The 25,052-nt window shown below is 46.3% G+C and carries 21 protein-coding genes; 9 read left to right on the top strand and 12 right to left on the bottom strand.

The features are described 5' to 3' along the window. Window positions 1-5: 5 nt before the first annotated feature. On the bottom strand, window positions 6-1,067 hold the full coding sequence (gene hemE / locus NSQ26_RS02145; RefSeq protein WP_499718986.1) for a uroporphyrinogen decarboxylase: 1,062 nt from the start codon (window positions 1,065-1,067) through the stop codon (window positions 6-8). A gap of 260 nt (window positions 1,068-1,327) precedes the next feature. Between hemE and NSQ26_RS02140 the strand changes: the two genes are divergently transcribed. After that, window positions 1,328-3,055 (top strand): alpha-helical endospore appendage domain-containing protein, encoded by a 1,728-nt coding sequence (locus NSQ26_RS02140; protein ID WP_499718985.1) that lies wholly within the window; start codon window positions 1,328-1,330, stop codon window positions 3,053-3,055. A gap of 92 nt (window positions 3,056-3,147) precedes the next feature. Beyond that, window positions 3,148-5,022 (top strand): collagen-like protein, encoded by a 1,875-nt coding sequence (locus NSQ26_RS02135; RefSeq protein WP_499718984.1) that lies wholly within the window; start codon window positions 3,148-3,150, stop codon window positions 5,020-5,022. Between the two features lie 123 nt (window positions 5,023-5,145). Here NSQ26_RS02135 and NSQ26_RS02130 read toward each other — a convergent pair whose 3' ends face one another. Genes NSQ26_RS02130 through NSQ26_RS02120 form a run of 3 tightly spaced genes read right to left on the bottom strand, consistent with a single transcriptional unit; the run spans window position 5,146 to window position 8,176 of the window. Then, a complete protein-coding gene (locus NSQ26_RS02130) occupies window positions 5,146-5,970 on the bottom strand; it encodes a proline racemase family protein (RefSeq protein WP_499718983.1) in 825 nt (274 codons plus the stop codon). Further along, complete coding sequence (locus NSQ26_RS02125; RefSeq protein ID WP_499718982.1) at window positions 5,967-7,004, bottom strand: proline racemase family protein; 1,038 nt, start codon at window positions 7,002-7,004, stop codon at window positions 5,967-5,969. The genes NSQ26_RS02130 and NSQ26_RS02125 overlap by 4 nt, the downstream gene beginning before the upstream one ends. After that, the gene (locus tag NSQ26_RS02120) at window positions 7,001-8,176 is read right to left on the bottom strand and encodes an NAD(P)/FAD-dependent oxidoreductase (RefSeq protein WP_499718981.1); all 1,176 of its coding nucleotides are present in this window, start codon (window positions 8,174-8,176) and stop codon (window positions 7,001-7,003) included. Before NSQ26_RS02120 ends, NSQ26_RS02125 begins: the two co-directional genes overlap by 4 nt. 124 nt (window positions 8,177-8,300) lie before the next feature. Here NSQ26_RS02120 and NSQ26_RS02115 point away from each other — a divergent pair, with 124 nt between their 5' ends. The 6 genes from NSQ26_RS02115 to NSQ26_RS02090 all read left to right on the top strand — a co-directional run bounded on the left by NSQ26_RS02115 (window position 8,301) and on the right by NSQ26_RS02090 (window position 14,390). Further along, entirely contained in the window at window positions 8,301-10,034 is a 1,734-nt protein-coding gene (locus tag NSQ26_RS02115) for a sigma-54 interaction domain-containing protein (protein ID WP_499718980.1), read from the top strand. Window positions 10,035-10,203: 169 nt separating this feature from the next. After that, window positions 10,204-10,515, top strand: coding sequence for a (2Fe-2S)-binding protein (locus NSQ26_RS02110; protein ID WP_499718979.1), 312 nt, complete (start codon window positions 10,204-10,206; stop codon window positions 10,513-10,515). Continuing rightward, on the top strand, window positions 10,475-10,822 hold the full coding sequence (locus tag NSQ26_RS02105; RefSeq protein WP_499718978.1) for a (2Fe-2S)-binding protein: 348 nt from the start codon (window positions 10,475-10,477) through the stop codon (window positions 10,820-10,822). Before NSQ26_RS02110 ends, NSQ26_RS02105 begins: the two co-directional genes overlap by 41 nt. Next, window positions 10,813-12,012 (top strand): NAD(P)/FAD-dependent oxidoreductase, encoded by a 1,200-nt coding sequence (locus tag NSQ26_RS02100; protein WP_499718977.1) that lies wholly within the window; start codon window positions 10,813-10,815, stop codon window positions 12,010-12,012. The genes NSQ26_RS02105 and NSQ26_RS02100 overlap by 10 nt, the downstream gene beginning before the upstream one ends. A 26-nt stretch (window positions 12,013-12,038) precedes the next feature. Next, window positions 12,039-12,923, top strand: a complete 885-nt coding sequence (locus NSQ26_RS02095; RefSeq protein ID WP_499718976.1) for a dihydrodipicolinate synthase family protein — start codon at window positions 12,039-12,041, stop codon at window positions 12,921-12,923. 36 nt (window positions 12,924-12,959) lie between these two features. Further along, window positions 12,960-14,390, top strand: coding sequence for an aldehyde dehydrogenase family protein (locus NSQ26_RS02090; protein WP_499719961.1), 1,431 nt, complete (start codon window positions 12,960-12,962; stop codon window positions 14,388-14,390). A gap of 126 nt (window positions 14,391-14,516) precedes the next feature. Here NSQ26_RS02090 and NSQ26_RS02085 read toward each other — a convergent pair whose 3' ends face one another. The 6 genes from NSQ26_RS02085 to liaF form a co-directional block, all read right to left on the bottom strand. Further along, window positions 14,517-15,803, bottom strand: coding sequence for an alpha-helical endospore appendage domain-containing protein (locus tag NSQ26_RS02085; RefSeq protein ID WP_499718975.1), 1,287 nt, complete (start codon window positions 15,801-15,803; stop codon window positions 14,517-14,519). A gap of 55 nt (window positions 15,804-15,858) precedes the next feature. After that, entirely contained in the window at window positions 15,859-17,145 is a 1,287-nt protein-coding gene (locus NSQ26_RS02080; protein WP_090775708.1) for an alpha-helical endospore appendage domain-containing protein, read from the bottom strand. Between the two features lie 254 nt (window positions 17,146-17,399). After that, window positions 17,400-19,535 (bottom strand): transglycosylase domain-containing protein, encoded by a 2,136-nt coding sequence (locus NSQ26_RS02075; protein WP_499718974.1) that lies wholly within the window; start codon window positions 19,533-19,535, stop codon window positions 17,400-17,402. A gap of 11 nt (window positions 19,536-19,546) precedes the next feature. Further along, window positions 19,547-20,179, bottom strand: coding sequence for a response regulator transcription factor (locus tag NSQ26_RS02070; RefSeq protein ID WP_090775710.1), 633 nt, complete (start codon window positions 20,177-20,179; stop codon window positions 19,547-19,549). Continuing rightward, window positions 20,176-21,228, bottom strand: coding sequence for a sensor histidine kinase (locus tag NSQ26_RS02065; protein ID WP_499718973.1), 1,053 nt, complete (start codon window positions 21,226-21,228; stop codon window positions 20,176-20,178). Before NSQ26_RS02065 ends, NSQ26_RS02070 begins: the two co-directional genes overlap by 4 nt. Continuing rightward, entirely contained in the window at window positions 21,225-21,992 is a 768-nt protein-coding gene (gene liaF / locus NSQ26_RS02060; protein WP_090775712.1) for a cell wall-active antibiotics response protein LiaF, read from the bottom strand. The genes NSQ26_RS02065 and liaF overlap by 4 nt, the downstream gene beginning before the upstream one ends. 208 nt (window positions 21,993-22,200) lie before the next feature. Here liaF and NSQ26_RS02055 point away from each other — a divergent pair, with 208 nt between their 5' ends. After that, complete coding sequence (locus NSQ26_RS02055) at window positions 22,201-22,926, top strand: cytochrome c biogenesis CcdA family protein (protein WP_090775713.1); 726 nt, start codon at window positions 22,201-22,203, stop codon at window positions 22,924-22,926. A 103-nt stretch (window positions 22,927-23,029) separates the two neighbouring features. Here NSQ26_RS02055 and NSQ26_RS02050 read toward each other — a convergent pair whose 3' ends face one another. After that, on the bottom strand, window positions 23,030-24,256 hold the full coding sequence (locus NSQ26_RS02050; protein ID WP_499718972.1) for an ABC transporter permease: 1,227 nt from the start codon (window positions 24,254-24,256) through the stop codon (window positions 23,030-23,032). Further along, window positions 24,253-24,996 carry an ABC transporter ATP-binding protein gene (locus tag NSQ26_RS02045; RefSeq protein WP_090775715.1) on the bottom strand — a complete coding sequence of 248 codons (744 nt, stop codon included), beginning with the start codon at window positions 24,994-24,996 and terminating at the stop codon, window positions 24,253-24,255. Before NSQ26_RS02045 ends, NSQ26_RS02050 begins: the two co-directional genes overlap by 4 nt. Window positions 24,997-25,052: the final 56 nt, after the last annotated feature.

Raw genomic sequence — 25,052 nt, 5'->3', positions numbered from 1 at the left:
TTTATTTATCCTTTCAGTTGTTGCTTTTTTTCAAACGAATACGCATGAATAAAGGCTGTTAAACGCTTTAACGTCTCAGGCTTCACTTCTGGAAACACACCTTGCCCTAAATTAAAAATAAACCGTTCCGATTGCATTCCTTGATCCAAAATTTCTTTCGCTTTCTCCTCAATGACCGCCCATGGTGCAAGCAAAAGAGACGGGTCCAAGTTTCCTTGAATCCCTTTATGTACACCTTGCGCCCGTGCTTCAGAAATTGACATGCGCCAGTCCATCCCTAACACATCAACAGGCATCTCTTGCCAAGTCGTTAACAAATGGGTTGCACCGACACCATGTAAAATAAGCGGCACACCTTTTGGCTTGATCGCATGCAAAATACGCGTAACAACTGGTTGAACATAACGAATATAATCATCTCGATTCAATGCACCAACCCACGAATCAAATAATTGAATGGCTTGTGCACCAGCATCAATTTGCGCATGAATATAAGCAATCGTCATGTCGCCAAGCTTGTCCATTAAACGTGCCCATGCATCCGGCTGCCCGTACATGAATGCCTTTGTCCGGTGATAATTGCGTGACGGACCGCCTTCAATCATATAGCTCGCAATCGTAAACGGTGCACCACCAAATGTGATGAGTGGCACCATTAAATCTTTACGTAACAATCGAATTGTGTCTAATACGTGTCGTACATCTGTCTCAGGTTGTAATGTCCCCAACCTTTCGACATCAGCCATACATGTGATCGGATTCGCAATGACTGGTCCAATACCTGATTTAATTTCCACATCCACACCGATAAAAGGAAGCGGCGTCATAATATCTTTGTATAAAATTGCGGCATCTGTGTCGTACTGCTCGACTGGTAGTTTCGTCACATACGCACATAACTTTGGGTCATGAGTAATATCAAATAATGAATGGGTTTCTTTAATTTTGCGATACTCTGGCTGAGATCGCCCTGCTTGACGCATATACCAAACTGGTACACGATCATGTACCTCTCCTCGGCATGCCTTTAAAAAGTTGTCATTAAATGCTGTTCTTCCTACACTCACTTATCTATCCCCTTTCCCACAACATGTTTACATATGTGGTGGTGACCTCTCTCTTTATCATAATAACCTTGTTCACACTTGTATACACCTAATACACGATTGTCACGAAATTGATCCATTCACATATGATACGGCAGGCAAATATCGGTCAATATTTTCCTATTTATAATCACCTTACTCCAGCAAATGTCAACTAGCATAATTATTTCAAGAAGGATCTTTCTATACTAAAACATGGCAAAGTGGCGGAGGGATCGCTTATGTATGAACAAAACATGCCCAATATTAGCAACATGGACATTTGCCGAGAGGATGCCATTAATTTATTACTCGTCTCCATTGCGATGGAAGAGTTAGGATTGGCTCACATTATTAATGCTGAAGGAGAAAAAATTCAGTTTGCTTTAGGTCTTTTACCCGGATCCACAGCTCCTCCCGCCTCAATAGAAGATATCTTAGCTGTAAATCAAAGTGTTTATGAAGTATTAGAAACTGTGATTGAAACAAACGAGGTATTGAAGGAAAAACTTATTGCAGCTGCTTCTTTACCATGCTTTCGTGGACCTACGGGACCCGCTGGTCCCACTGGACCTGCTGGAGGACCCCGCGGACCTACCGGACCTAGAGGAGCTACTGGGAACACTGGAACTACCGGAAATACTGGAACTACCGGCGCTACTGGCGCTACTGGAACCACGGGAACCACTGGACCTACTGGAACTACTGGAACCACTGGAACTACTGGACCTACTGGACCTACTGGACCTACTGGCTCTACCGGATCTACTGGCTCTACCGGCGCTACTGGATCTACCGGAACTACTGGGACTACTGGGGCTACAGGCGCTACTGGAACCACGGGCGCCACGGGGACCACAGGACCTACTGGACCTACTGGTTCTACTGGACCTACTGGAACCACTGGACCTACTGGACCTACTGGGACCACTGGACCTACTGGACCTACTGGACCTACTGGTTCTACTGGACCTACTGGCGCTACTGGACCTACTGGAACCACTGGACCTACTGGACCTACTGGAACCACTGGACCTACTGGTTCTACTGGAACCACTGGACCTACTGGTTCTACTGGACCTACTGGCGCTACTGGACCTACTGGAACCACTGGACCTACTGGACCTACTGGAACCACTGGACCTACTGGAACTACTGGAACCACTGGACCTACTGGAACTACTGGACCTACTGGGACCACTGGACCTACTGGTTCTACTGGTTCTACTGGACCTACTGGCGCTACTGGATCTACCGGAACTACTGGGACTACTGGGGCTACAGGCGCTACTGGAACCACTGGACCTACTGGACCTACTGGAACCACTGGACCTACTGGACCTACTGGAACCACTGGACCTACTGGAACTACTGGAACCACTGGACCTACTGGATCTACTGGAACCACTGGACCTACTGGATCTACTGGAACCACTGGACCTACTGGATCTACTGGAACCACTGGACCTACTGGACCAAACGTTGCATTAACAGGATTTTCAGCTCGAAGACCACCTGCAGTCATTAGTGCTAGCACACAATTAATGAACTGGGATACATCTGATCCTTATTTTACTGGTACAGGATTTAATCCTGTTACCGGTACCTATACTGTACCTTTCACTGGTAGATACGCTATTAAAGCAATCATAAGCTATCAAACCACAGCGGTTATCACTGCCCAGATCGGAGCAGGAGTAAATCCATTTTTCGTGCTACGAAGAACATCACCATTACCGACGACAAACATCGTTTCTGGACTGGTACCTATTTTCAATGTGAATATTTTACTTTTACTCACATTGCGCGTCATTTTAGGAAGTAGCTCTGTCACATTAACCGCTGACGTGTCACTGAATGCTGGAGACGTTATTGGACTCTTCTATGAATCAAGCGGTCTAACAATTAACCTCAACTTAGGGGGTGCCGTAGATACAGGGACCGTCTGGTCAGTTCACCGTCTAACTTAGGAGACATTTTTACTCCCCGCCACTTTTTTCAAAAGATCATTCCTATGCATAACCCATTATTAATACACACTCCGTAGAAAGGAGGAAAACTTATGTCTCATAGGAGCTGCCGTTGTTTTTGCGATTATACAACAAGTGTTAAAAAATGCTCATGTCAGTCACTCTGCTGTTCAACATCCAGTAAGGATCATCTTATAAAATTTATTATACTTATATTATCAGAGCTTATTAATTTAATAGACATTGTTGGAGCTACTGGCGCCACCGGGGCCACTGGAACTACTGGCGCTACCGGGGCCACTGGTGCTACCGGGACCACTGGCTCTACTGGGACTACTGGCTCTACCGGAGCCACTGGTTCCATCGGTTCTACTGGCGCTACCGGAACTACTGGTGCTACCGGAGCCACTGGTTCTACTGGCGTCACTGGCTCTACCGGGACTACCGGGGCCACTGGTGCTACCGGGACCACTGGCTCTACTGGGACTACTGGCGCTACCGGCTCTACTGGTGCTACCGGAGCCACTGGTGCTACCGGAACTACTGGCTCTACCGGAGCCACTGGCGCTACTGGGACTACTGGCTCTACCGGAGCCACTGGAACTACCGGAACTACTGGCTCTACCGGAGCCACTGGCGCTACTGGGACTACTGGCTCTACCGGAGCCACTGGAACGACCGGACCTACTGGTCCACGTGGCATCACTGGACCTACTGGCGCCACTGGCGTCACTGGGACCACTGGAACGACCGGGACCACTGGTGCTACCGGAGCCACTGGAACGACCGGAGCCACTGGTCCACGTGGCATCACTGGACCTACTGGCGCCACTGGCGTCACCGGGACCACTGGAACGACCGGGACCACTGGCACTACCGGAGCCACTGGTCCACGTGGCATCACTGGCGCCACTGGAACGACCGGGACCACTGGTGCTACCGGAGCCACTGGCGCTACCGGCGCCACTGGCGCCACTGGAACGACCGGAGCCACTGGTTCTACCGGAACTACTGGCACCACCGGGGCTACTGGAACGACCGGGGCCACTGGTGCTACCGGAACTACTGGCGCCACCGGGGCTACTGGCGCTACCGGCGCCACTGGCGCCACCGGGACTACTGGAACGACCGGGGCCACTGGTGCTACCGGAACTACTGGCGCCACCGGGGCTACTGGAACTATCGGAACTACTGGCGCCACCGGGACTACTGGAACGACCGGGACCACTGGTGCTACCGGAGCCACTGGCTCCACCGGGGCTACTGGAACGACCGGGGCTACTGGAACGACCGGGGCTACTGGTCCACGTGGCATCACTGGACCTACTGGAACTACCGGAACTACTGGCGCCACCGGGGCTACTGGCGCTACCGGCTCTACCGGAGCCACTGGCGCTACCGGGACCACTGGCGCTACCGGAGCCACTGGCGCTACCGGAGCCACTGGACCCCGTGGCATCACCGGACCTACTGGACTTAACGTTGCAATCACTGGTTTTTCGGCGCAAAGGGTTGCTTCAGTCGTTAGCTCGACTACACAATTAGATAATTGGGGGGTCACTTCGCCTTATTATCCAGGAACAGGATTTGATCCAGTTACCGGAAACTACACAGTGCCAATCACTGGAAGATACGCAATTAAGGCGATCATTAGTTACCAAACCACAGCGGCCATTAGTGTAACTCTCGGTGGAAATATTAATCCCTCCTTTGTCATTCGGAGGACCGTGCCACCTTTTACAGATCTTATCACTGGACTTATCCCGATATTGGATGTTAACGTTGCGCTAGTATTAAACTTACGAGCCATATTAGGCAATAGCTCCGTCACTTTAGCGGGAGATGTCTTTCTTAATGCAGGCGACGTCATTGGACTCTTCTATATAGCTGATGGACTGACCATTTCTCTCAATGTTGGCGCTATCGCACCATCTGGAACAATATGGTCTATGCACCGATTGACGTAAACACTGTTATTACAAACGAAAATAGGTTCAAAACATCGTGAGGCTATCCAAAAGATCACCATATATACCCTTTGGATAGCTCTTTTATTTTTTCAAATCCAATCACAATTACTTTGCACCTATTCACTCAATCCAAAATCCCTCTTTCAACGGATCTTCTGGATCAACAACAAACCGCATAAGGCCAACTACAAATGCATGAGGATATAGGTAAAGAACGTGATCTTTTCTTTCTCCATTGATTTCGTGGCCAAGGAAGTTTTGAATTCTTACCATGCCATCTTGTTTTTTCAACTGTGCATGTACCATCGCCCCAGACAACGGCGAACGGTCTATATGTCCTGCGTTAGTAACCGTTAAAAACGTTCGCTCATTGTAAAGGAATAATAAATCAAACGGGTCATAACAACGTCTTGCGTTTAGCCATGCTTCTCGGACATGCGTGAGCATATCGACAGAAAGATCAAGCGATGTTTTTTCGACCTGAATCACCTCATCCATCGTAACGACCCTTCCACTATCGTCCATTTCATAAATCGGCTCACGAATCGTATAATGCCTTGACTGACGATCAATCATCACTTCTATCCTCCCCGTCAGCCCATCAAATTGCATGACGTCTTTTCTCTTTCCTTCTACTTCCATCAGGAATGTCGCAACCGCAACATAGGCACCGGCGTGATAACGGCATGCACCTGATACATTCATGATCACGACGCCCGCTTGTGCTTTTTCAGAGACAGGCGGGGTCAATACGCACAAATACATGTCTTTATGTCCCCTTGGTTCGCGCATCGTCCGACGTAGAGAGACATCTTTTAGCATCATATCTTGATAATCAGCCAAATTTTTCACTTGAAGACAATGAGTGTCCCGCCACGAGACAACTCGGAACATCTCTCCAGCTACGTGAATATCTGTTGCTGCTGCATACATTTCTGTTCTCACGAGCCATCGCCCCCATGTGCTTCCATCTCCGGAACCAACAAAAAACCATCCCGCAGCGGATCTTCTTTACTCAGTAAAAACTGATGGTGTCCAGTTACGTATGCTTGCCCTTTAATTTTATTTACGACACCGACATGTGCACCAACCTGTACCTGTTTTAACACTTCGCCATAAAAAACAGATCCCACAATGCTTTCATGTACAAACTTCTGACCGATGCTTAACTTTCCTTCCGTGAATAACGTCGCCATCTTGGCGGATGTTCCGGTGCCACACGGAGAACGATCAATCCCCCCGGGTGGAACAATCACTGTATTTTTTACATCCGCATGGGGGTGTGTCGGTTCACCGTAAAATTCGATGTGGGTCAGTCCAGAGATAAATCGATTTTCAGGATGGACGATTGTTTCTGACGCATTGACTGCTTGACGAATGCGAATGGCAGCATCAATCAATGGTTGCGTGTTTTTCGGATCCATCACTAATCCCGCTTCTTCAGCTGAAATGATCCCATAAAAGTTGCCGCCATACGCAATATCTATTGTGAGCAAACCAAATTCTGTTACATCCAAGGTAATTTGTTTATAGTGAAACGAAGGCACATTACAAAATGACACCGCACGGGCGCGTCCTGCCCGCACATCAATTTCCACCGGGACAAGTCCTGCTGGCGTATCAAAAACAATCTTTGTTTCCGATCCTTCATCATCCACAAGTCCTGCTTCAATTAAAGCTGTCGCACAACCGATCGTATCATGGCCACACATCGGCAAATAACCGCCTGTTTCAATAAAAATGGCCCCAATATCCGCATCGGGATGACACGGATCTTGTAACACTACCCCTGACATGACACTATGCCCTCTCGGTTCATTCATTAATGCTTGACGAAACCAATCATGATTGGCTTTCATATCCAACATTCGTTCACTCATCGTCTGTCCTTGTAATTTAGGTGCACCTGACAAAATGGTACGCGTCGGGTTGCCACCGGTATGTGTGTCAATCGTCGTCACGAGCTGATCTATATTCAAGTTACAACCTCCTTTTTTTCAAATCGTTCAAAACGAACAGGATACGGGTCAATTGATGGCTCACAACCGTGAATCATTTCAGCAATAACCTTTCCAGTAATCGGCGCCAAACCGATCCCGTCTCCTTCATGACCTGCAGCAATGTAATAACCTGGCAATTGCGCAACTGGTGAAACAATTGGTAAATGATCACACGTCCACGGACGAAAGCCAAAATATACACGCAGCAAATGCATGTCTGCCAACTTCGGATAAAAACGCATGCAACGACGGGCAATCGCCCGTACCGCTTGCCAGTTTACTTGTTGGTGAAAACCAACAAATTCACGACTCGATCCAAGTAAAAAATTTTGGCTTGCAGTAGGTTCAAACACAAGTGCAGCACCATATTTTTCAGTCTCATGATCAACGACACGTTCTTGCCCAAATTTAGTCATTAAATAACTAAATTCCATCACCTTGCGCGGAGAAACGGGCACTTGTCGCGTTGAAACGAGGATGTGCCCTTTCCGTGGCACAATCGGGATATCAAGTCCAACCATCTCGCCAAACGTTGGTGCCCACACCCCGCCACAGTTCACCACCTTTTTTGTCACAACTTGCCCTGTCGTCGTTTCAATCGTATACGTCCCACACTCTTCATCACGGACAATATCTTTTACCGCCGTATGCTTTAATAGCTTCGCCCCATACGCCTGCGCGCCTGCAAACAACGCATACGTTAACATGTACGGATTTACTGTCGAGTCTGAGTGACATACGAGACCGCCTAAAAGGTCTGCTGCAAGATACGGCGACTCATGTCGAATATCTTGCTGGTCAAGCATTCGGAAATCAAGCCCGGCATCGGTTTGTTGCTGCACCCACTTTTCCGCCGCTACCATCTCTGCTTCTGTTTCACACACGAGGATACTTCCAGGCTGACGGTATTCAAATGGCAGTGGTAGCTCTTTTGCTAACTCATCCAGCAATTGTTGGCTTTTTAATGTCATTTGACTATCAAATCCTGGCTCTTTATCAATTGCCAGGACATTGCCATCGCAATGAGAACTTGTGCCGCATGCTAATTCTCCTTTTTCAATGACCGTCACGTCATAACCTAACTTTGCCGTGTAGTACGCGACTGCGCAGCCAATAATGCCGCCACCAATGACAGCCACTTCTGTTTTCATCGTCCCCGCCACCTTTCTTACAATGAGACTTGCAAAATTCATGCCATGAACAACATGGACAAACGAGCCAACCATTCGTAAAATAAAGATATCGTTTTATCAATTTGTTCTTGGAGGGGTTTTCATGATTGATGCTACACCTCGTTACCTCGACTTTTTACAAACCAACGTGACAATCTACCATGTAAATCAAGACGAGTTACATCCACACAACCTTGGGCACGACGTGACATTCCTTACAGATGGGACGAGCTACTTTGCTTTAGAAAGCGTTTACTTAAAAGCGTTCCTTCAAATACAAACTTCTCTCAACGATATTCCATGGAAACGTGTAGAAACAGTCGCTAAAGATGGCTTAAACACCTTCCTCCATCGCTACGAGTCTTTAACAGAATATGTCCTTGTCTTTGATAAACAAAAAATACTTGGCTTCATTCAAATCCAGGCATTATTTCCGGCATTGGCGTGTTCATACGAGCACTTAAAGGCATATACCGACACCATTTTAGCAACAACCAATAGTAGCATTAGTGCCATTAATAAAGACAGCCGTACGACCGTATGGACAAAAGGCGCAGAAAAACTTTTCTCAATTAAATCGACCGACATTATTGGTAAAGACATGCGTACCTTTTTTCCTGAATCTATGCTTCTTAACCTCGACATTATGAAAACGGGCCAAAGTGTTTATCAAAAACAGCACGAACCGCGGGAAGACTTAGCCGTGCTTATTAATGCCAATCCTATCCGATTACATGGAAAGATTATTGGCGCCGTCGCGTCAGAAACAGATGTGACAACACAAACACAATTAACAAAAGCACTTCACTCTGCTAAACAAACGATTCACTCTTTACAACAACGTGTATCCTCCATGCAACCGGTGCATGACCCTTTTTATCACATTAAAGGCGCGAGTGCTGCCCTCGCAAACACTTTTGAGAAAATCAAACAAGTTGGACAAACCCCTGCCCGTGTGCTCCTGCTCGGAGAATCTGGCGTCGGCAAAGAACTATTTGCACGCGCCCTCCATCACATGCGCCATCCTGATCCAACCGCACCTTTCATCGCTGTCAACTGCGGTGCAATCCCGCACCATTTGTTTGAAAGTGAACTATTTGGCTATGAAAAAGGGGCCTTTTCCGGTGCAAGCAGTCAAGGGAAAAAAGGGAAATTTGCCCTTGCTAATGGCGGCACTTTATTTCTCGATGAAATTAGTGAGCTACCGCTTGACATGCAAGTAAAACTGTTGCGTGTCCTCCAAGAAGAAACGTACTTCGCCGTTGGTGGTACAAAACAACAGCAATTGCACTGCCACGTCATCGCGGCAACAAATCAAGATTTAGAAAAGATGATTGCTAAAGGACTTTTTCGCGAAGACCTTTATTTTCGTTTGAATATTATTACCATCAATATTCCTCCGCTACGTGAACGTAAAGAAGACATCGTCGCGTTAAGCCATCATTTTTTATTTCAATACGCACAAACTTACCGTAAATCTATTCACGTCATTCCAAAAGAAGTGATGCTCGCACTAATGGATTACGCATGGCCAGGCAATGTGCGTGAATTACAGCATACAATCGAACGGCTTGTCGTGTTTTCAACAGACAATCAGCTACACTTAAAAGATCTCTCTTTTTCTACGGTTAACACGCACCAAACACTTATCGGCGATACACAATCAAGCGCGATAACCATCCGCCCGCTAAAAGAAGCGCTGACCGATCAAGAAAGACAAAGCATACAAGCCGCATTGACTCATACAAATGGTAATAAAGAGGAAGCCGCTCATTTATTAAACATATCGCGTGCGACGTTGTACAACAAAATGAATAAACTTGGGATTTTAAAATGATGTTTTACGGCACGTATGAAACATCATTTTTCTTTTCCGATCTAAAAAATGAGAAACCCCTATCTCGTTGTCTAGACTTTTAGACAGATGCTGTCCGTTCTCACAACCCACTCTCCACTATTTCGTTGGCACCATTATTGCAATCTATCTCATTAGGAGGTGCATGCCTATGCCGAAACAAGCGGACATCATTGTTTGTCGTTGTGAAAGCGTTCACTTACAGACGCTCCTCTCAACGATGCGCACATACAATTGTTCTACCCGAGAGATCAAGTTGCGCACACGTGCCGGGATGGGTCAATGCGGTGGCAGAATGTGTCGTCCTTTCATTGATGCGATTGTTGGTGACTGCTGCTGGCAGCAACAAAAAGACGCGCTCACCTTAACTTATCGTCCACCGGTGCGTCCCATTCCGTTCTCGCGATTTGGAGGTGATCACGATGAACCACCCTTTACGGATAAAACACCATCCGATTCTTAACATCCCCGCAACACCACATACGTTTTCGTTCCAGTTTGATGATACAACCTACGAAGCGGTTGAAGGAGACACCATTGCAAGCGCCTTACTCGCTTGTGGCGTGCGGATTTTAAGAAGACATGAAGAAACAGGTGCGACACGCGGCATTTATTGCAACATCGGTCACTGTTTTGAATGCCGGGTCACCGTAGACGGAAAAGAAAGCGAGCGGGCCTGTCTCACTCCTGTCCAAGCAGGAATGACCGTCTATTCTGGTACGGTACTACCTACACCTTTTCAAGAAAGGAGCAGTGACGAATGGACTTGATCATCATCGGCGCAGGACCTGCCGGACTCGCTGCTAGCATTGCCGCTGCCAAAAACGGGTTGCGTGTCCTCATTGTCGATGAGTTCATGAAACCGGGTGGGCGATTACTGGGCCAACTGCACGAAGAAAAGAAAAATGTTTGGTGGAACGGTATCGAAGAAGCGCACGCATTGCATAAAGAAGCAATCTCACTAGGCGTAGAAATCCGCTTACAAACAAGCGTCTATCATCTCGAAAAACAATCATTGTCGTGGTGTGTGCACACGACAAAAGGCACATCTTCTAGTAAAGCACTCCTGCTGGCAACAGGCGCGATTGAAAAAAGCTTCCCTATCCCTGGTTGGACATTACCCGGCGTCATGTCGATTGGCGCTGCACAAGTGATGACAAATGTCCATCATGTTAAACCGGGACATAAAGGCGTTATTATCGGCATCAACGCCCTTTCTTTTGCGATTGCGCGTGAGCTCATTCTTTGCGGGGTCGACATTGTTGGTTTTTATTTGCCACCAGCAAACTTATTCACAAAAAATGACGCTCAGCCAAGCGATGTTTTCAAACAAATGCTCCGGCTTGCCCATTTAGCACCTTCGCCTTTTTTTAAAATTGGCGGTGCACTCGCGCGCAAGTCAACGTTTATTCAGAAGCAATCTTTACGCTATTATCCGAAAAACGGGTTCCAAGTTTGGGGTGTGCCAATTCATTTGAAAAAAGCCGTCACCGACATCATTGGCGATTCAACAGTAACAGCCGTTTCGACCGCTTCACTTACGGAAGAAGGAGAAATCATCCCCGGGAGCGAAACAGGACAACAAGTTGATTTTGTCGCGATTGCCGGCGGGCTCACCCCTTTAACTGAATTGATCGGACTGACAGCGTGTCCGCTACGCGAAATCGCCTCACTCGGCGGCGCAGTACCTGAACATGCAGAAGACATGACGACACCCGTGCCAGACTTATATGTTGCTGGTAATATTACTGGGATTGAAAGCGCCAAGGTTGCAAAAGCACAAGGACATGTTGCTGGATTATCCGTTGCCCGCCATTCCTTTAAAAAATACGTCTGTACAGCATTACAGCAGGCAATGGCACAAGTACAAACAACCCGCGGCCAAGCACTGCTTCAGTTTCATCCAAACGTAAAAGATGGACGGCAACAACTGTACAAACTTGCATGCGAACAAACATAACAAAACGTATAAGGAGCGTGATTCACATGCCATCATTTCCAGGTGTATATGTCGCACTTGTCACCCCGATGAAAGAAGATTACAGCGTTGATATTCCGAGACTGAAAGAACTGTGTGAGTGGCTGATTGCAGAAGGAGTAGACGGTCTTGTGCCAGCAGGATCGCTCGGTGAATATGCCACATTATCAAAAGAAGAACGCGCAACCGTTGTCGAGACGGTTATCGCAGTAAGTAAAGGCAAAGTGCCAGTTGTCGTTGGCACCGGCGCTCCTTCCACAAGCGAAGCAGTCTATTGGGCAACACATGCCCGTGATCATGGTGCAAATGGCATCATGGCGTTGCCCCCTATTAACTACAATCCACGTGAAACCGAGATTATCGCTCATTATACGGCATTAAATGACGTCGGCATCCCAATTATTGCTTATAATAACCCACGCGACTATGCAGCTGACCTGACACCCGCTTTGCTGACGCAATTAAGCAAACTACAACATGTCATCGGTGTGAAAGAGTTTAGTGGTGACATTCGTCGCGTCCACGATATTTTGACGCAAACCGATTTGGAAGTGATGATCGGTGTCGATGATTTGGCGATGGAAGGCGCGATCGCTGGCGCAACCGGATGGATTTCTGGTGTGCCAAACGCTCTCCCACGAGAGGGAATTGAACTTTTTACACAAGCCCGCGCAGGAAACATCGTCGGCATTCTCCCGTTATACCAACAGCTCCTGCCACTTTTTCATTACGATGCCGACCCGCAACTTGTTCAGTCAATTAAATATATGATGTCCCTCGCTGGGCAGCCAGTTGGGCCGACGCGCCCACCGCGCTTGCCGCTTGATAATGAGACATACAACGCCATTAAAGAGGCGCAAGCGCAAGTCGCACGCTATGTGCAAAATTCTTAAGGAGGAGATTACACAATGAAACAAACGATTGCCACCATCCATGCATCAAGCTGGATTAACGGAATGGCCACAACCACTGGTCACGTTGACAAGTATATGTATAATCCGTCGCGTCTCTCTGAACTTGTTGGGCATCTTCATTACGCCAACATGGCACAAGTGGAAGAAGCAGAAGCTGCTGCCCATACGGCGCTCAAGCAGTGGAAAGCGATGACTGGCGAAGCGCGCGGTGCCGTCCTCTATCAAATGGCAAACAAGCTTGAAAAGCATAAAGATGAATTAGCTCAACTCGCCTCGCGCGAAATGGGCAAACCGATAAAGGAAATGACTGGCGAAGTCGGTCGCGGGATCCAACTTTTGCGCTACTATGCTGGCGAAGGTGTGCGCGCGCATGGCGATGTCATCCCTTCAAGTCAGCAACAAGTGCTCCAATATAAAAAACATGTTCCCCTCGGTGTTGTGGGTGTCATTACGCCGTGGAATTTTCCAGTGGCGATCCCAATTTGGAAAATTGCCCCCGCCCTCATTTGTGGCAATACCATCGTGTGGAAACCTGCTGAACAAGCCTCACTGAGCGCTTTCCGTCTTTGCGAGATTTTTAAAGAAGCTGGCTTACCAGACGGCGTGATCAATATGGTGCTTGGAAAAGGGCAAGAAGTCGGACGCTTCCTCGTGGAAAAAGCCAACATTCAATGTCTTTCTTTCACTGGCTCCACAGCGACAGGCACAACTATTGCTAGCACCTGTGCCGCTCGTAATATAAAATATCAAACGGAAATGGGCGGGAAAAATGCCGCCGTCGTCATGCCGAGCGCTGACTTAAAATTGGCAGCCGCCGCTATTGCAAGTGGCGCATTTCGCTCAGCTGGGCAAAAATGTACCGCAACAAGCCGAGTTTATGTGCATGAAGATGTACAAGATGCTTTCCTCACTGCTCTAAAAGCAGAAATGACCGCTGTTAAATTGCGGCCAGCTGACGATCCTTCATGCTACTTAGGACCCGTTGCCTCGAAAGTACAATTTGACCATGTCACCGATTACATCAACATGGCACAAACGGAAGCGACAGTTTTATATGAGAATGACGACACGATCCAAGAAGATGGGTACTATATTCGCCCCCTCATTGTAACCGGTGTTGACAATGATCATCCGCTCATGACAGAAGAAATATTCGGACCGGTTGTCGTTGTAAAAACCTTTTCCAGTTACGACGAAGTGATCTCCTTTGTCAATGCTTCAGACTACGGGTTGAGCGGATCGATTTTTACAACGACACTTGATGAGGCTCATCGTTTTCTTGACGATGCTAATATTGGGATGGTTCGGGTCAACCTTGAAACGGCGGGTGTCGAATATCAAGCGCCTTTCGGTGGCATGAAACAGTCTAGTTCCCATACGAGAGAACAAGGGCAAGCAGCGCTGCAATTTTTTACAAATGTGAAAACATGTGCCGTAAAATTTTAAAGGAAGTGATTACTAGGTTGAACAAGCTTTGCGATACATGGCAAAGCTTGTTTTTACCCGAAAAAACGCCTTTGGAAATAAGGAGTCCTTATTTCCAAAGGCACAATCATACCCATCAATGTGGTCTTACTCGCTTACTTGTCGGACTTGCACATAAGAGTGGAGCCCGGTTGCAGCTCCGGTACTACCATTTACAACTGAAACAGTGCCTGGCGCAACTGCTTCAATCAATGCTTGACCTGAGACATTTGCATATCCGTTGCCTATAGAACGTAATGATGTCAGTGGTGCGCCTGTCGCACCATTTACTACAACATCAAATTGCAACTGTGCTGCTGTCGTCCCTGCCGTCACTTCTACTTGGAATAAATATTGATTGCCAGGTGCTAATGTCACTTCATCCGTAGGAATGTTGTAACCAATATTTGCTCCTACAGTGCCATGACTAATGGCATATGGGATTGGATCACCTGCTCCTACAGTCACACCTGCTGCCCCAAGAAGAGAGCTTCTTCCTGCAAAGTTCGTAAATAAGACATCTCCTGTAACACCGGTTGATCCTGGTGGACCAGTTGTTCCACTTGGACCGAAGGCACCCGTTGGACCCGTTGGACCCGTTATGCCTGTTGGGCCCGTCGGACCGGTTATACCTGTTGGCCCCGTCGGACCTGTTGGGCCCGTTGGGCCCGTTGGGCCGGTTATACCCGTGACACCTGTGGCACCCGTCAAACCAGTCACACCTGTGATACCGACTATCCCCGTCGGACCGAGTAGACCGGTTACGCCTATGAGACCAAGAATACCTGTGGGACCTTGTGCACCTGTGCCACCCGTTGGGCCCGTTAATCCTCTTACCCCAGTTGCACCAGCTACACCAGTAGCACCAAGGACAGTGCCAGTTGGACCAGTAATCCCCGTTGCACCGATTGGACCAATTAATCCGATGGGACCTGTCAGTCCAATTGCACCGATAGACCCTGTAGGACCTGTTTCACCAACAATACCCGTTTCTCCTTCTGCACCGACCGGACCCGTAGACCCAGCTGAACCGGTTGGTCCAATGGGTCCACCAGGAGGACCGACTGGACCGGTTGGACCGACATCACCACGAACAAATGCTGGCATATTGACAGCGGTTTTTAACTTTGACTCAAGAATAATTTCTTTTTTAAATATCGTGTCAAGCATATCTTGCGCGCTCTCATTCATAGCCAGTATCTCTTGAATCGTTGCTGGTGGACCGGTCACACCAGGTAGCGTGCCGAGTGCATACTGGATCTTCTCGCCTTCCGCGTTAATGATGTGCGCCAAACCCATCTCTTCCATTGCCACAGAAGCTAATAATAAATTGATGACATCATCACGCGTAATATCAATCGTAGGCGTAAAATTAGGCATATTCGGTTGAGACAAACGACATTACCTCCTTCCTCCATAACCATCTCACTAATATCATTGTCTTCTTATTTTATGGTTGTACTTGCATCACTTGAACATTGGCAAACAAGTCATCTACTGCCGAACCAGAGTTGTTTTCGATTGTAATTGTGTCAGCTCCAGTAACCGTTGTATCAATTAAAACTTGTGCCGAAACTGCATTGTATGCATTTACTTGAGATGAATGTAATGCTAATAAGGGTCCTTGACCTGCAGAGGTTACAACAAACTGTAATGAATCTGTTGCACCACTCGGTACACCACTTACATAAATTTGAAGTAAAAATAAACGTCCTCCAGGTACACTAATCTCGTCGTCACCTGCGCCCGTAATGGTAATGTCCGTTCCAATATTTTGTACTGGAGTAACAAACGGAATTGTATCTCCTTGAGCGACAGTCACAGGATCAACATCTGTCGCTGCTGACAGAAACTGATCAATCCCACCAAAGCCAGTTAAACCAAATGGTCCCGTTGGACCTTGTGGACCCGTTGGACCTGTCGGACCAGGTGCGCCGGTTGGGCCTGTTGGTCCCGTTGGGCCTGTTGGGCCCGTTGGACCTGTTGGGCCTGTTACACCCGTTGGGCCCGTTACACCCGTTGGGCCCGTTACACCCGTTGGGCCCGTTGCACCCGTTGGGCCCGTTACACCCGTTGGGCCCGTTGGGCCCGTTACACCCGTTGGACCCGTTACACCCGTTGGTCCCGTTACACCCGTTGGTCCCGTTGGGCCCGTCGGTCCCGTTACACCCGTTGGTCCCGTTGGACCGGTTGGGCCTGTTGCACCCGTTGGACCGGTTGGACCGGTTGGACCAATGGCACCTTGCAGACCCGTTGGACCGGTTGGGCCTGTTGGACCTTGTGCACCTGTTGGGCCTGTTAAACCAATGAGTCCTTGTGGACCGGTTGGACCTTGTGGACCGGTTGGACCCGTTGGTCCCGTTGGACCCGTTGGTCCCGTTGGTCCCGTTGGGCCTGTTGATGACCCCGTTGGACCAATTGGACCCGTTGGACCTACTAATGTCGGAATGTCTGTTGTTCTCTTCAGCTTAGAATCTAAGACAATCTCTTTTTTAAAGACTGCATCTAATATTGACTGTACGCTTTCATTTACAGCAATGACATCTTGCATTGTTGCTGGTGGACCGGTTATACCTGGTAACGTGCCTAAAATGTATTGAATTTTTTCGCCCTCTGCATTAATAATATGCGCCAAACCCATCTCTTCCATCGCGATAGAAGCTAATAACAGGTTGACGACATCTTCACGTGTAACATCAATCGCAGGCGTAAAATTAGGCATATTCGGTTGAGACAAAATACATTCCTCCTTTACATTAAATTCTTAAATGTAGGGTAGGGTATCGTTTAACATCTATCCTTTTCTATATCGACATAAGACTTTCTTACATCGCAACTGGACTCATGGGCCTTTCCACTAGGACAATTTAACTACATTACCCTCTCTCAAACTTATGCGCCCATTGTCATAATGTGCATGTATACTAAATTAAGTACAAGAAAAAATAAAGCATCTACCTACTCTCTTGCAGGTCAGATGCTTCAATGAGATTAAAATGAAAATGATGGGACGACCACTTCTGAAGCGGCTCCTTCTACATTCGCAATAGGATCATATGCCACAACTTGATAATGAGGGATTGAAAATGGATTCCATCGCCCTTCTGAAAAGTGCGGAACGGTCAATGACTCTGCAACAAGCTCACGACGCTCTCCATCAATTGTGTACACACGCCATTCGATGCCTGAGTCCTCTTCTCCTTCCCATGACAATGCGACACTGACAAGCCCTTCACCACCAAGAGAATACGTTGCTGTCAATCCTTCAATTGCACGCATTGCTTTAGAACCAACTAAATCTATCGTTCCTTCAGGTTGCTTAAATGTCACTTGCTCATGTGGCAACTTGTTCACCATCTCTTGAAACAACATCGTTGGATAATTGCTGCCACCTGCAAAATAACTTGTTTCTGTCGCCGAATCATATCCCATCCAAACAGCGCCAACCACTTCCGGCGTATACCCAACAAACCACACATCACTATTCGCACCTTCTACAAGGGGGTGTTGTTGTGTCCCTGTTTTTCCTGCGACAGCAGTTTTCGTCTGAATATCACTTTGACCAGTCCCATCTGTCACGACACCGGTGAGCATTTGTGTCATTGACCATGCGGTTTGCGGAGAAACGACGTCTGTTTGTACAGGTCCAGCATCTCCGACAATACGTCCATTTTGATCATAAATGGCTTTAATTACATAGGGACGAACACGCTTGCCTTCATGTGCCAATGCACGATATGCAGCTGTCATTTCATACGGTGAGACCCCTTCCTCCAATCCGCCTAAAGCAATATGCAAGTCCCGATCAGGTAACTGAAACCCAAATTTCCTCAAGTACATGAGTGATTCATCCACACCCATTTCATTTAACAACCACACAGCTGGTGCATTTGCTGACTCCTTAATTGCATCATACATCGTCATTTCTCCGGTATACGTATGGGTATAATTTTCAGGAATCCATTGATTATTGTATTGAAAGAGTTCATCTGTCAACATTGAATAAGGCGTATAACGACCTGTTTCAAGCGCAGGCGCATAAACAGCGAGTGGTTTAAACGTTGAAGCAGGCGATCTCTTCGTATAAACCCGATTGAGCCCACGCCGTACATAATCGCGTCCCCCTTGCACAGCAAGAATCCCACCGCTTTCTACATCCATAAACATCATCGCCGCTTGTGCATCGTTGCTCTCTGCTGGAAAATAACGTTCATTTTGTAGTGCTTTGTATGTTTGCTGTTGCAATATTTGGTCTATAGGTACTTCGATACGGTAACCACCTGTCAATAGTTCTTCATGACTAATACCATAACGTTCTAGTGCCTCATCCATCACCATATCAACATACGTATAAAGCGATTCATCTATTTGTCGTTCTTGACGATCGGTCACAATTTCTTCTGCTTGATATGCATTTGCTTCCTCTGTCGTAATATAACCTTCCTTTGCCATCACGGTTAATACGAGATCGCGTCGCTCCTTACTATTTTCTATATTTTCGAAAGGAGAGTATGTTCCGGGCGCATTGACCACTGCTGCCAACATAGCTCCCTCAGACACCGTCAAATCATTTACAGACTTATTAAAATACAAATGTGCAGCCGCTTCAATCCCGTATGCGCCGTGTCCAAAGTAAACTTGGTTTAAATACATTGCCAAAATCTCATCTTTACTATAACGACGCTCTAAGTTCATCGCGATTAACACTTCATTTGTCTTTCTCAACCACGCTTTCTCGTGCGATAAAAACATATTTTTGGCAAGCTGTTGCGTAATTGTACTACCTCCTTCAACTTTTGCCCCAGCTAAAATGTCTCGATAAAGTGCTCGTCCAATGGCACGAATATCAATACCATGGTGAGTATAGAAACGCACATCTTCAATCGCAACAAAAGCATGCGCTACATGTTCAGGGATATCTTCAACCGCGACCACTTCGCGATTTTCCATAAATAAGTTTGTAATGATCTCTCCATCAGCATCAACGAGCACACTCGCATTATGCATGATTAGCTTTTCTTCATCAATTTGATATGTGCCCACTAATATAAAAGCAGTAAAAATAGCAAAAGCAAGCACAACGACCGATAGAAATCCACCGGTTATAATAAGTAATTTTTTTATCATCTCTCTGTCCCCTACTGGACGAGCCCGTGCCGATGCGCATAAATTGCAATTTGAGTTCGGTCTTCAAGTTCCAACTTTTGCAAAATATGACTGACATGTGTTTTTACTGTCTTCACACCAATATATAATATCTCCGCAATTTCTGCGTTTGTTTTTCCGTCTCCAATGAGCTTAAGTACCTCTAGCTCGCGCGCTGTCAATTCTTCATGTAAATGCGCACTTTTTTTCTCACGCATTTTTGCCATCATTTTACTTGTTACTTGTGCCTCAATAAATGCTTCTCCTGCTGCTGCGCGTCGAATCGCATCTGCAATGGTCACGGCACTAGATGTTTTCAGCAAATAACTAAAAGCTCCTGCTTCAATAACCGGGTATACTTTCTCATCCTCGATATAGCTTGTGAGGACAATGACCTTTGTATCTGGTAATTCTCTTGTCAGTGCTGCAGTTGCTTCAATCCCGTCCATTTCATCCATGACTAAGTCCATTAACACAACGTCAGGGCGGTGCGCCTTAGCTAATTCAATACCTTCTTTCCCATTAGAGGCCTGTCCACATACATCTAAATCCTCCTGTGTAGAAAGAAATGCACTTAACCCTAACCGAACCATTTCATGGTCATCCACTAATACTACCCGAATCATTTATTATCATCTCCTTGCCATACGATCGGGATTTTCGCTTCTACGCGTGTCCCTTTAGATGGCACAGAATCGACTTGTACCGTTCCACCAATTTCATGGATTCGTTCTTTCATCGTTTGCAAACCATACGTGCCTGTAGAAATTTTCCCTGCCTCGTATCCAACCCCATCGTCTGTAATACGCAGGCGCCATTCTCGGGCAGCACGCTTTAACTGGAAATCAACTGTATTTGCTTTCGCATGACGCAAAATATTGGAAAATGCCTCTTGAATGACACGAAATAGCTGGTCTTCAAAAGCTGGGGGCAACCGCAAATCATCGTCAATGACCGCGATGATTTGAATATCTTGTTTTCCTTCTAGTTCTGCAAACAACTTTTTCAAACCTTGTACAAGGCTCTTTCCTTCAAGATGGGCTGGACGTAAATGCATTAATAACGCCCTCATCTCCGACTGTGCGTCGCTTGCCATTTGTTCGATAAGCGCCAATTGGTCATACGCCTTATGATCAGCAAACTGCCCTTTCATCGCTGCGGTCATCATTGAAATGGCAAACAATTGTTGGCTAACAGCATCATGTAGCTCCCGCGCAAGCCGTTGTCGCTCCTCCGTCACCGCTGCTTTCCTAACGTTTTGCTTAATTGCGGCATTTTCCACAGATAAACGTTGTAATGACAACACTTTCGCTTCAATCTGTCCCGCCATGATATTTAGTCGTGCTGCAAGCTCAGCCATTTCATCTTCACCTGACACTTCAATCCGATGCCTGAAAGAACCTCGCTCATAATACATCACACCTTCAACAAGCGATTCTAGTCGGCGTTTGAACGGCATGGCTATCATCAGTCCACCAATCACGCCACTTGAAATAACAACGAGGACACTCCAAAAAATAAGCGGCATGCCTGCAAATTGTTTTGTAATAAAAGAAACCAACCCTTGTGGAAGTTTATAAGACATAAAAAAGCCTAGAATGAGTGTAACGGTAAAACTTAATAGTAAAGAATAACGAATGAATTGCCAGTGAAAGCGGGCAAGATGTTTTTTCATAGCTCTTTCACCTTCACATCCCCGACCAATGTTGCTGCCACCACCTTCACGCGGCGTGTACTTGTCTCATAATCTTGTGAACGCATGCTTACTTGTTGATTAAAACCAGACTGACGCTCTTGAAAAATTGTCACATCGCCAACAACACTACCGGCTTGAACAGATACAGCAACATCATCTGGGACGTATAATGTAATTGAACCTAATCCGACTTGCAATACAAGCACTGTTTCTCCTGCTGGAATGATGGCTTTCGCCAAATCCATACGAATATCACCAATGCCGTTCCAAATCGTTAAATCATGTAAATCAAACGCTGCACCTGTATATCGAATATCACTAATAAAATGTCGCCGCATGTCTCTTGTCGTTATAAGCTGTGCTGGTTTTAAAACCCCAGCGGAGGTTGATGGTATAACAGTCACATCTCCCTCTTCAACCTCACGCTTGCGCCACCTCATCCAACGATGACTGCTGCGATCTGTTTCTGTTTGTTTCACTAATTGTAATCCGTAATATAAACATACGAAAGCAAAAAGCAAGCCAAAAAAGCTAATACTAAATAATTGGTCGACAAACATCGCCACACCAATGAGCATAAACAATAACGACAAGAACTTGCTACCACCTTGATAAAAATAAAACCCCAACCCACAGAATAACACTGGGGCTACAAGGCGCGCTGTAGACCCGCCGATAAGCATAAAAAACGATATCAACCCAATAATGAGAAACAACATCCCTAAAAATGACTTTGTGCGCACAAGCTTACGCCTCCTCCCTGTTTATTATAATCATCTCACCAAAAAAAAGCACCACTGCTACAGTACGGTTTATCCTCCGTCTCCAGTAGGATTTGCATATGTACACACGCTGATCACAAAATGTTCACAGTCGCGCACTATTTGTTTCTGTCAACACACATGTTACACTAAATGCAAGTATGATGTATATTTCTCAGGAGGATCAGCCATGGATGTCACACTTAGTATTGCCTTTTTTGCAGGACTCATCTCTTTTTTCTCACCTTGTGTCTTTCCATTAATGCCAGCATACTTATCGCAACTTACGGGTACAAACGTCGTTGGGCGTGCAGTGATGGCACCAAGAGCCATCATTTTGTCTCGTAGCCTCGGGTTTATTTGTGGCTTTACGGTCATCTTCTTGTTACTCGGTTTTGCCTCAACATTTATTGGACAGCTCGTTTTTGGCAACCGGACATTGCTCGCACAAGTAGGTGGGATCATTATCATTTTATTTGGATTACAAACGTCGGGATTGATTTCCATTCGTGCGCTTCTTTCAAATAAAAGCATACATGTGACACCGAAGCGCGCAGGCAGTTTTTCACAATCACTGTTACTTGGGTTTTTATTCGCTGCAAGTTGGACACCTTGTATTGGCTTGGCGCTATCTTCCATTCTCGCACTTGCAAGCAACAGTCAAACCGCATGGCAAGGTGCTTTCCTGCTGCTTGTTTATTCTTTTGGCATGGCACTTCCATTTTTAGCCGTTGCGCTCATGTGGAGTCGATCTTTACATAAAATGAAACGCCTGCATCGTTATTTGCCTGTCATTCAAAGAGTGAGCGGTTATTTTATGATCGTGCTAGGCATTCTTCTCGTGAGCGGGCATTTCTCAATTTTGTCGAGCTATCTTGCACGGTTTAATCCGTTTGGCTCTTTATTTGGGATTTAACACACGTCATTTAAGTCACTAAAAGATACTCACATTTCCCATAAAAAAAGCGTTAGAACAGGCTATTTGTTCTAGCGCTTTTTCTTCTATCTATAACCATCTCTCACCGCACCCGACGATACTTCCCTTTCTTACGGTGAATGAGTGTGTAACTACCATATACGGCAAACAAACTACCTGCAACAAGCATCACACCTGCATGTAAAAATGCTTGTGTCAACACGATCACGAAACTAAACAAGACGACTTGTACGACAAGCAAGCGCAACACGACCATCGTTAACGCTGTTTTTGACTCATTAACACGTACTGGATATAAATCGACCCACATATTTGTCACATAATGAAACGACAGTGTCGACAACTGCATCATCGTCATATGGATAAATAACAATGCGATCGCTACTTGCAGCCATCCAGTAGGCACGATATACAGCACAATTCCACCCACAAACAAAAGGCGGACGTACGTCCCAACGTAATCATTTGCACGCAAGAACGTTCGCGCGTATAAAAATGAATACACCGTTCGCTTTTTCCCACCGAGGAAAGGGATCATGAAAGAGGCATACTTCCGTTCACGCACTTGCTGCTGCAGCTGTGGTACATCAATGAATGCATTGGCAATGCGATAAAAGAACATGAGCATGCTGCTTTCAACCTCAATCAACCGCGCCCATTTCAACGTATACTTTAACGAGAATCCGCGCCAATACAGTACATACAATAACACCATAAACACCAACAAACCAAGTACAAGCCAATACGGTGCTTTTACAAATAATAAGTAAACAGTCACACCATTTAATAAAAGTCGCAAACAAATGTGCGAGACACGTTCTCCTTTGCTCGGCAAGCGTTGTTCTTGCCAAACGGCTAATACGTTCCAACTCTTCAATGCGAGTAACACGACAAGTGCGAGCCAAAAAACAGCCCCTTCTCCAATTCGTGCCGTAAATAGCGGACCTGCTGCCATCATAAGCACAATGATATAGGCCAACTGCCACAGCATTGAATATCGAACTGCGCGAGCAAAATACGGCTGCATCCGTGCTTCATACGGGAGTAAAAAAACAATATCTGCTTGTTTGACAAACGTACGCACACCTCCGGCCGTCAGACGCCACGTAAATAATAATGTTAATAACAAAGCAACAGGGAAATGCTCCGGCATTGTTTCCACAAAACGCTGGTAATAAATCGTCAAGAAAATAAACAAGAAGTATAGTGAAACAACAAAACCACTATTTAAAATAAAACGTAAGTACCCACGGGCCTCTTTCCAATAATTCGACTTGCGCTCATGCCATAATGTCAATGCATCCTTCATGACCGCTCTTCCTTCGTCATTTCAATATAAATATCATCTAATGTCGCCCCTGGTTGTCCAATGGCCTCGCGCATGTCAGCAAGCGTCCCTTGTAGCACGACTTTCCCTTGATGCAAAATGACAAACCGATCACAATAGCGCTCAGCGGTAGCCAAAATATGTGTCGACATCAGTACAGCTGAACCTTGTTCTTTCATTCGTGTGATCCAATTTAAAAATGACTGTATCCCAAGTGGATCCAGACCAACGATAGGTTCATCAACAACGTACAACGATGGCTCTGTTAAAAAAGCGCTAATAATCATGACTTTTTGACGCATCCCTTTCGAAAAGTGGCTAGGATACCAATTTTTCATTCTTGTCATGTTGAATTCAGCAAGCAGTGCCTCTGCTCGTTTCACAAAAACATCTTCTTCAATTCCATAAGCAACACTTGTTAATTGTAAATGCTCCCAAAGCGTCAACTCATCATACAATAATGGGGTCTCTGGAATGTAGGCGAATGAACGACGATATGTATCGCTATCCTCAGAAAACGTACGTCCATCAATCGTCACTTTTCCGCCTTGCGGTTCCATTAACCCAAGCACATGTTTAATTGTCGTACTCTTCCCAGCACCATTTAAACCAATTAAGGCAACAATTTCTTTTGCTTGTACAGCAAAAGAAACACGCTCTAACACTGGCTTCTTCGGAGTATAACCACCAGTCAATTCATCAATCACTAATAAATTCCCCACGCTCAATCACTCCTCGACATCTACTTCCACTCTAGTGTAGCAAAATATCGTTGATT

It is taken from the genome of Bacillus sp. FSL W7-1360, from assembly GCF_038592975.1.
Classification (GTDB): Bacteria; Bacillota; Bacilli; order Bacillales; family Bacillaceae_D; genus Shouchella; species Shouchella lonarensis.
The sequence above is the reverse complement of the archived record's forward strand: the minus strand, read 5'-3'. Positions and strand labels throughout refer to the sequence as shown.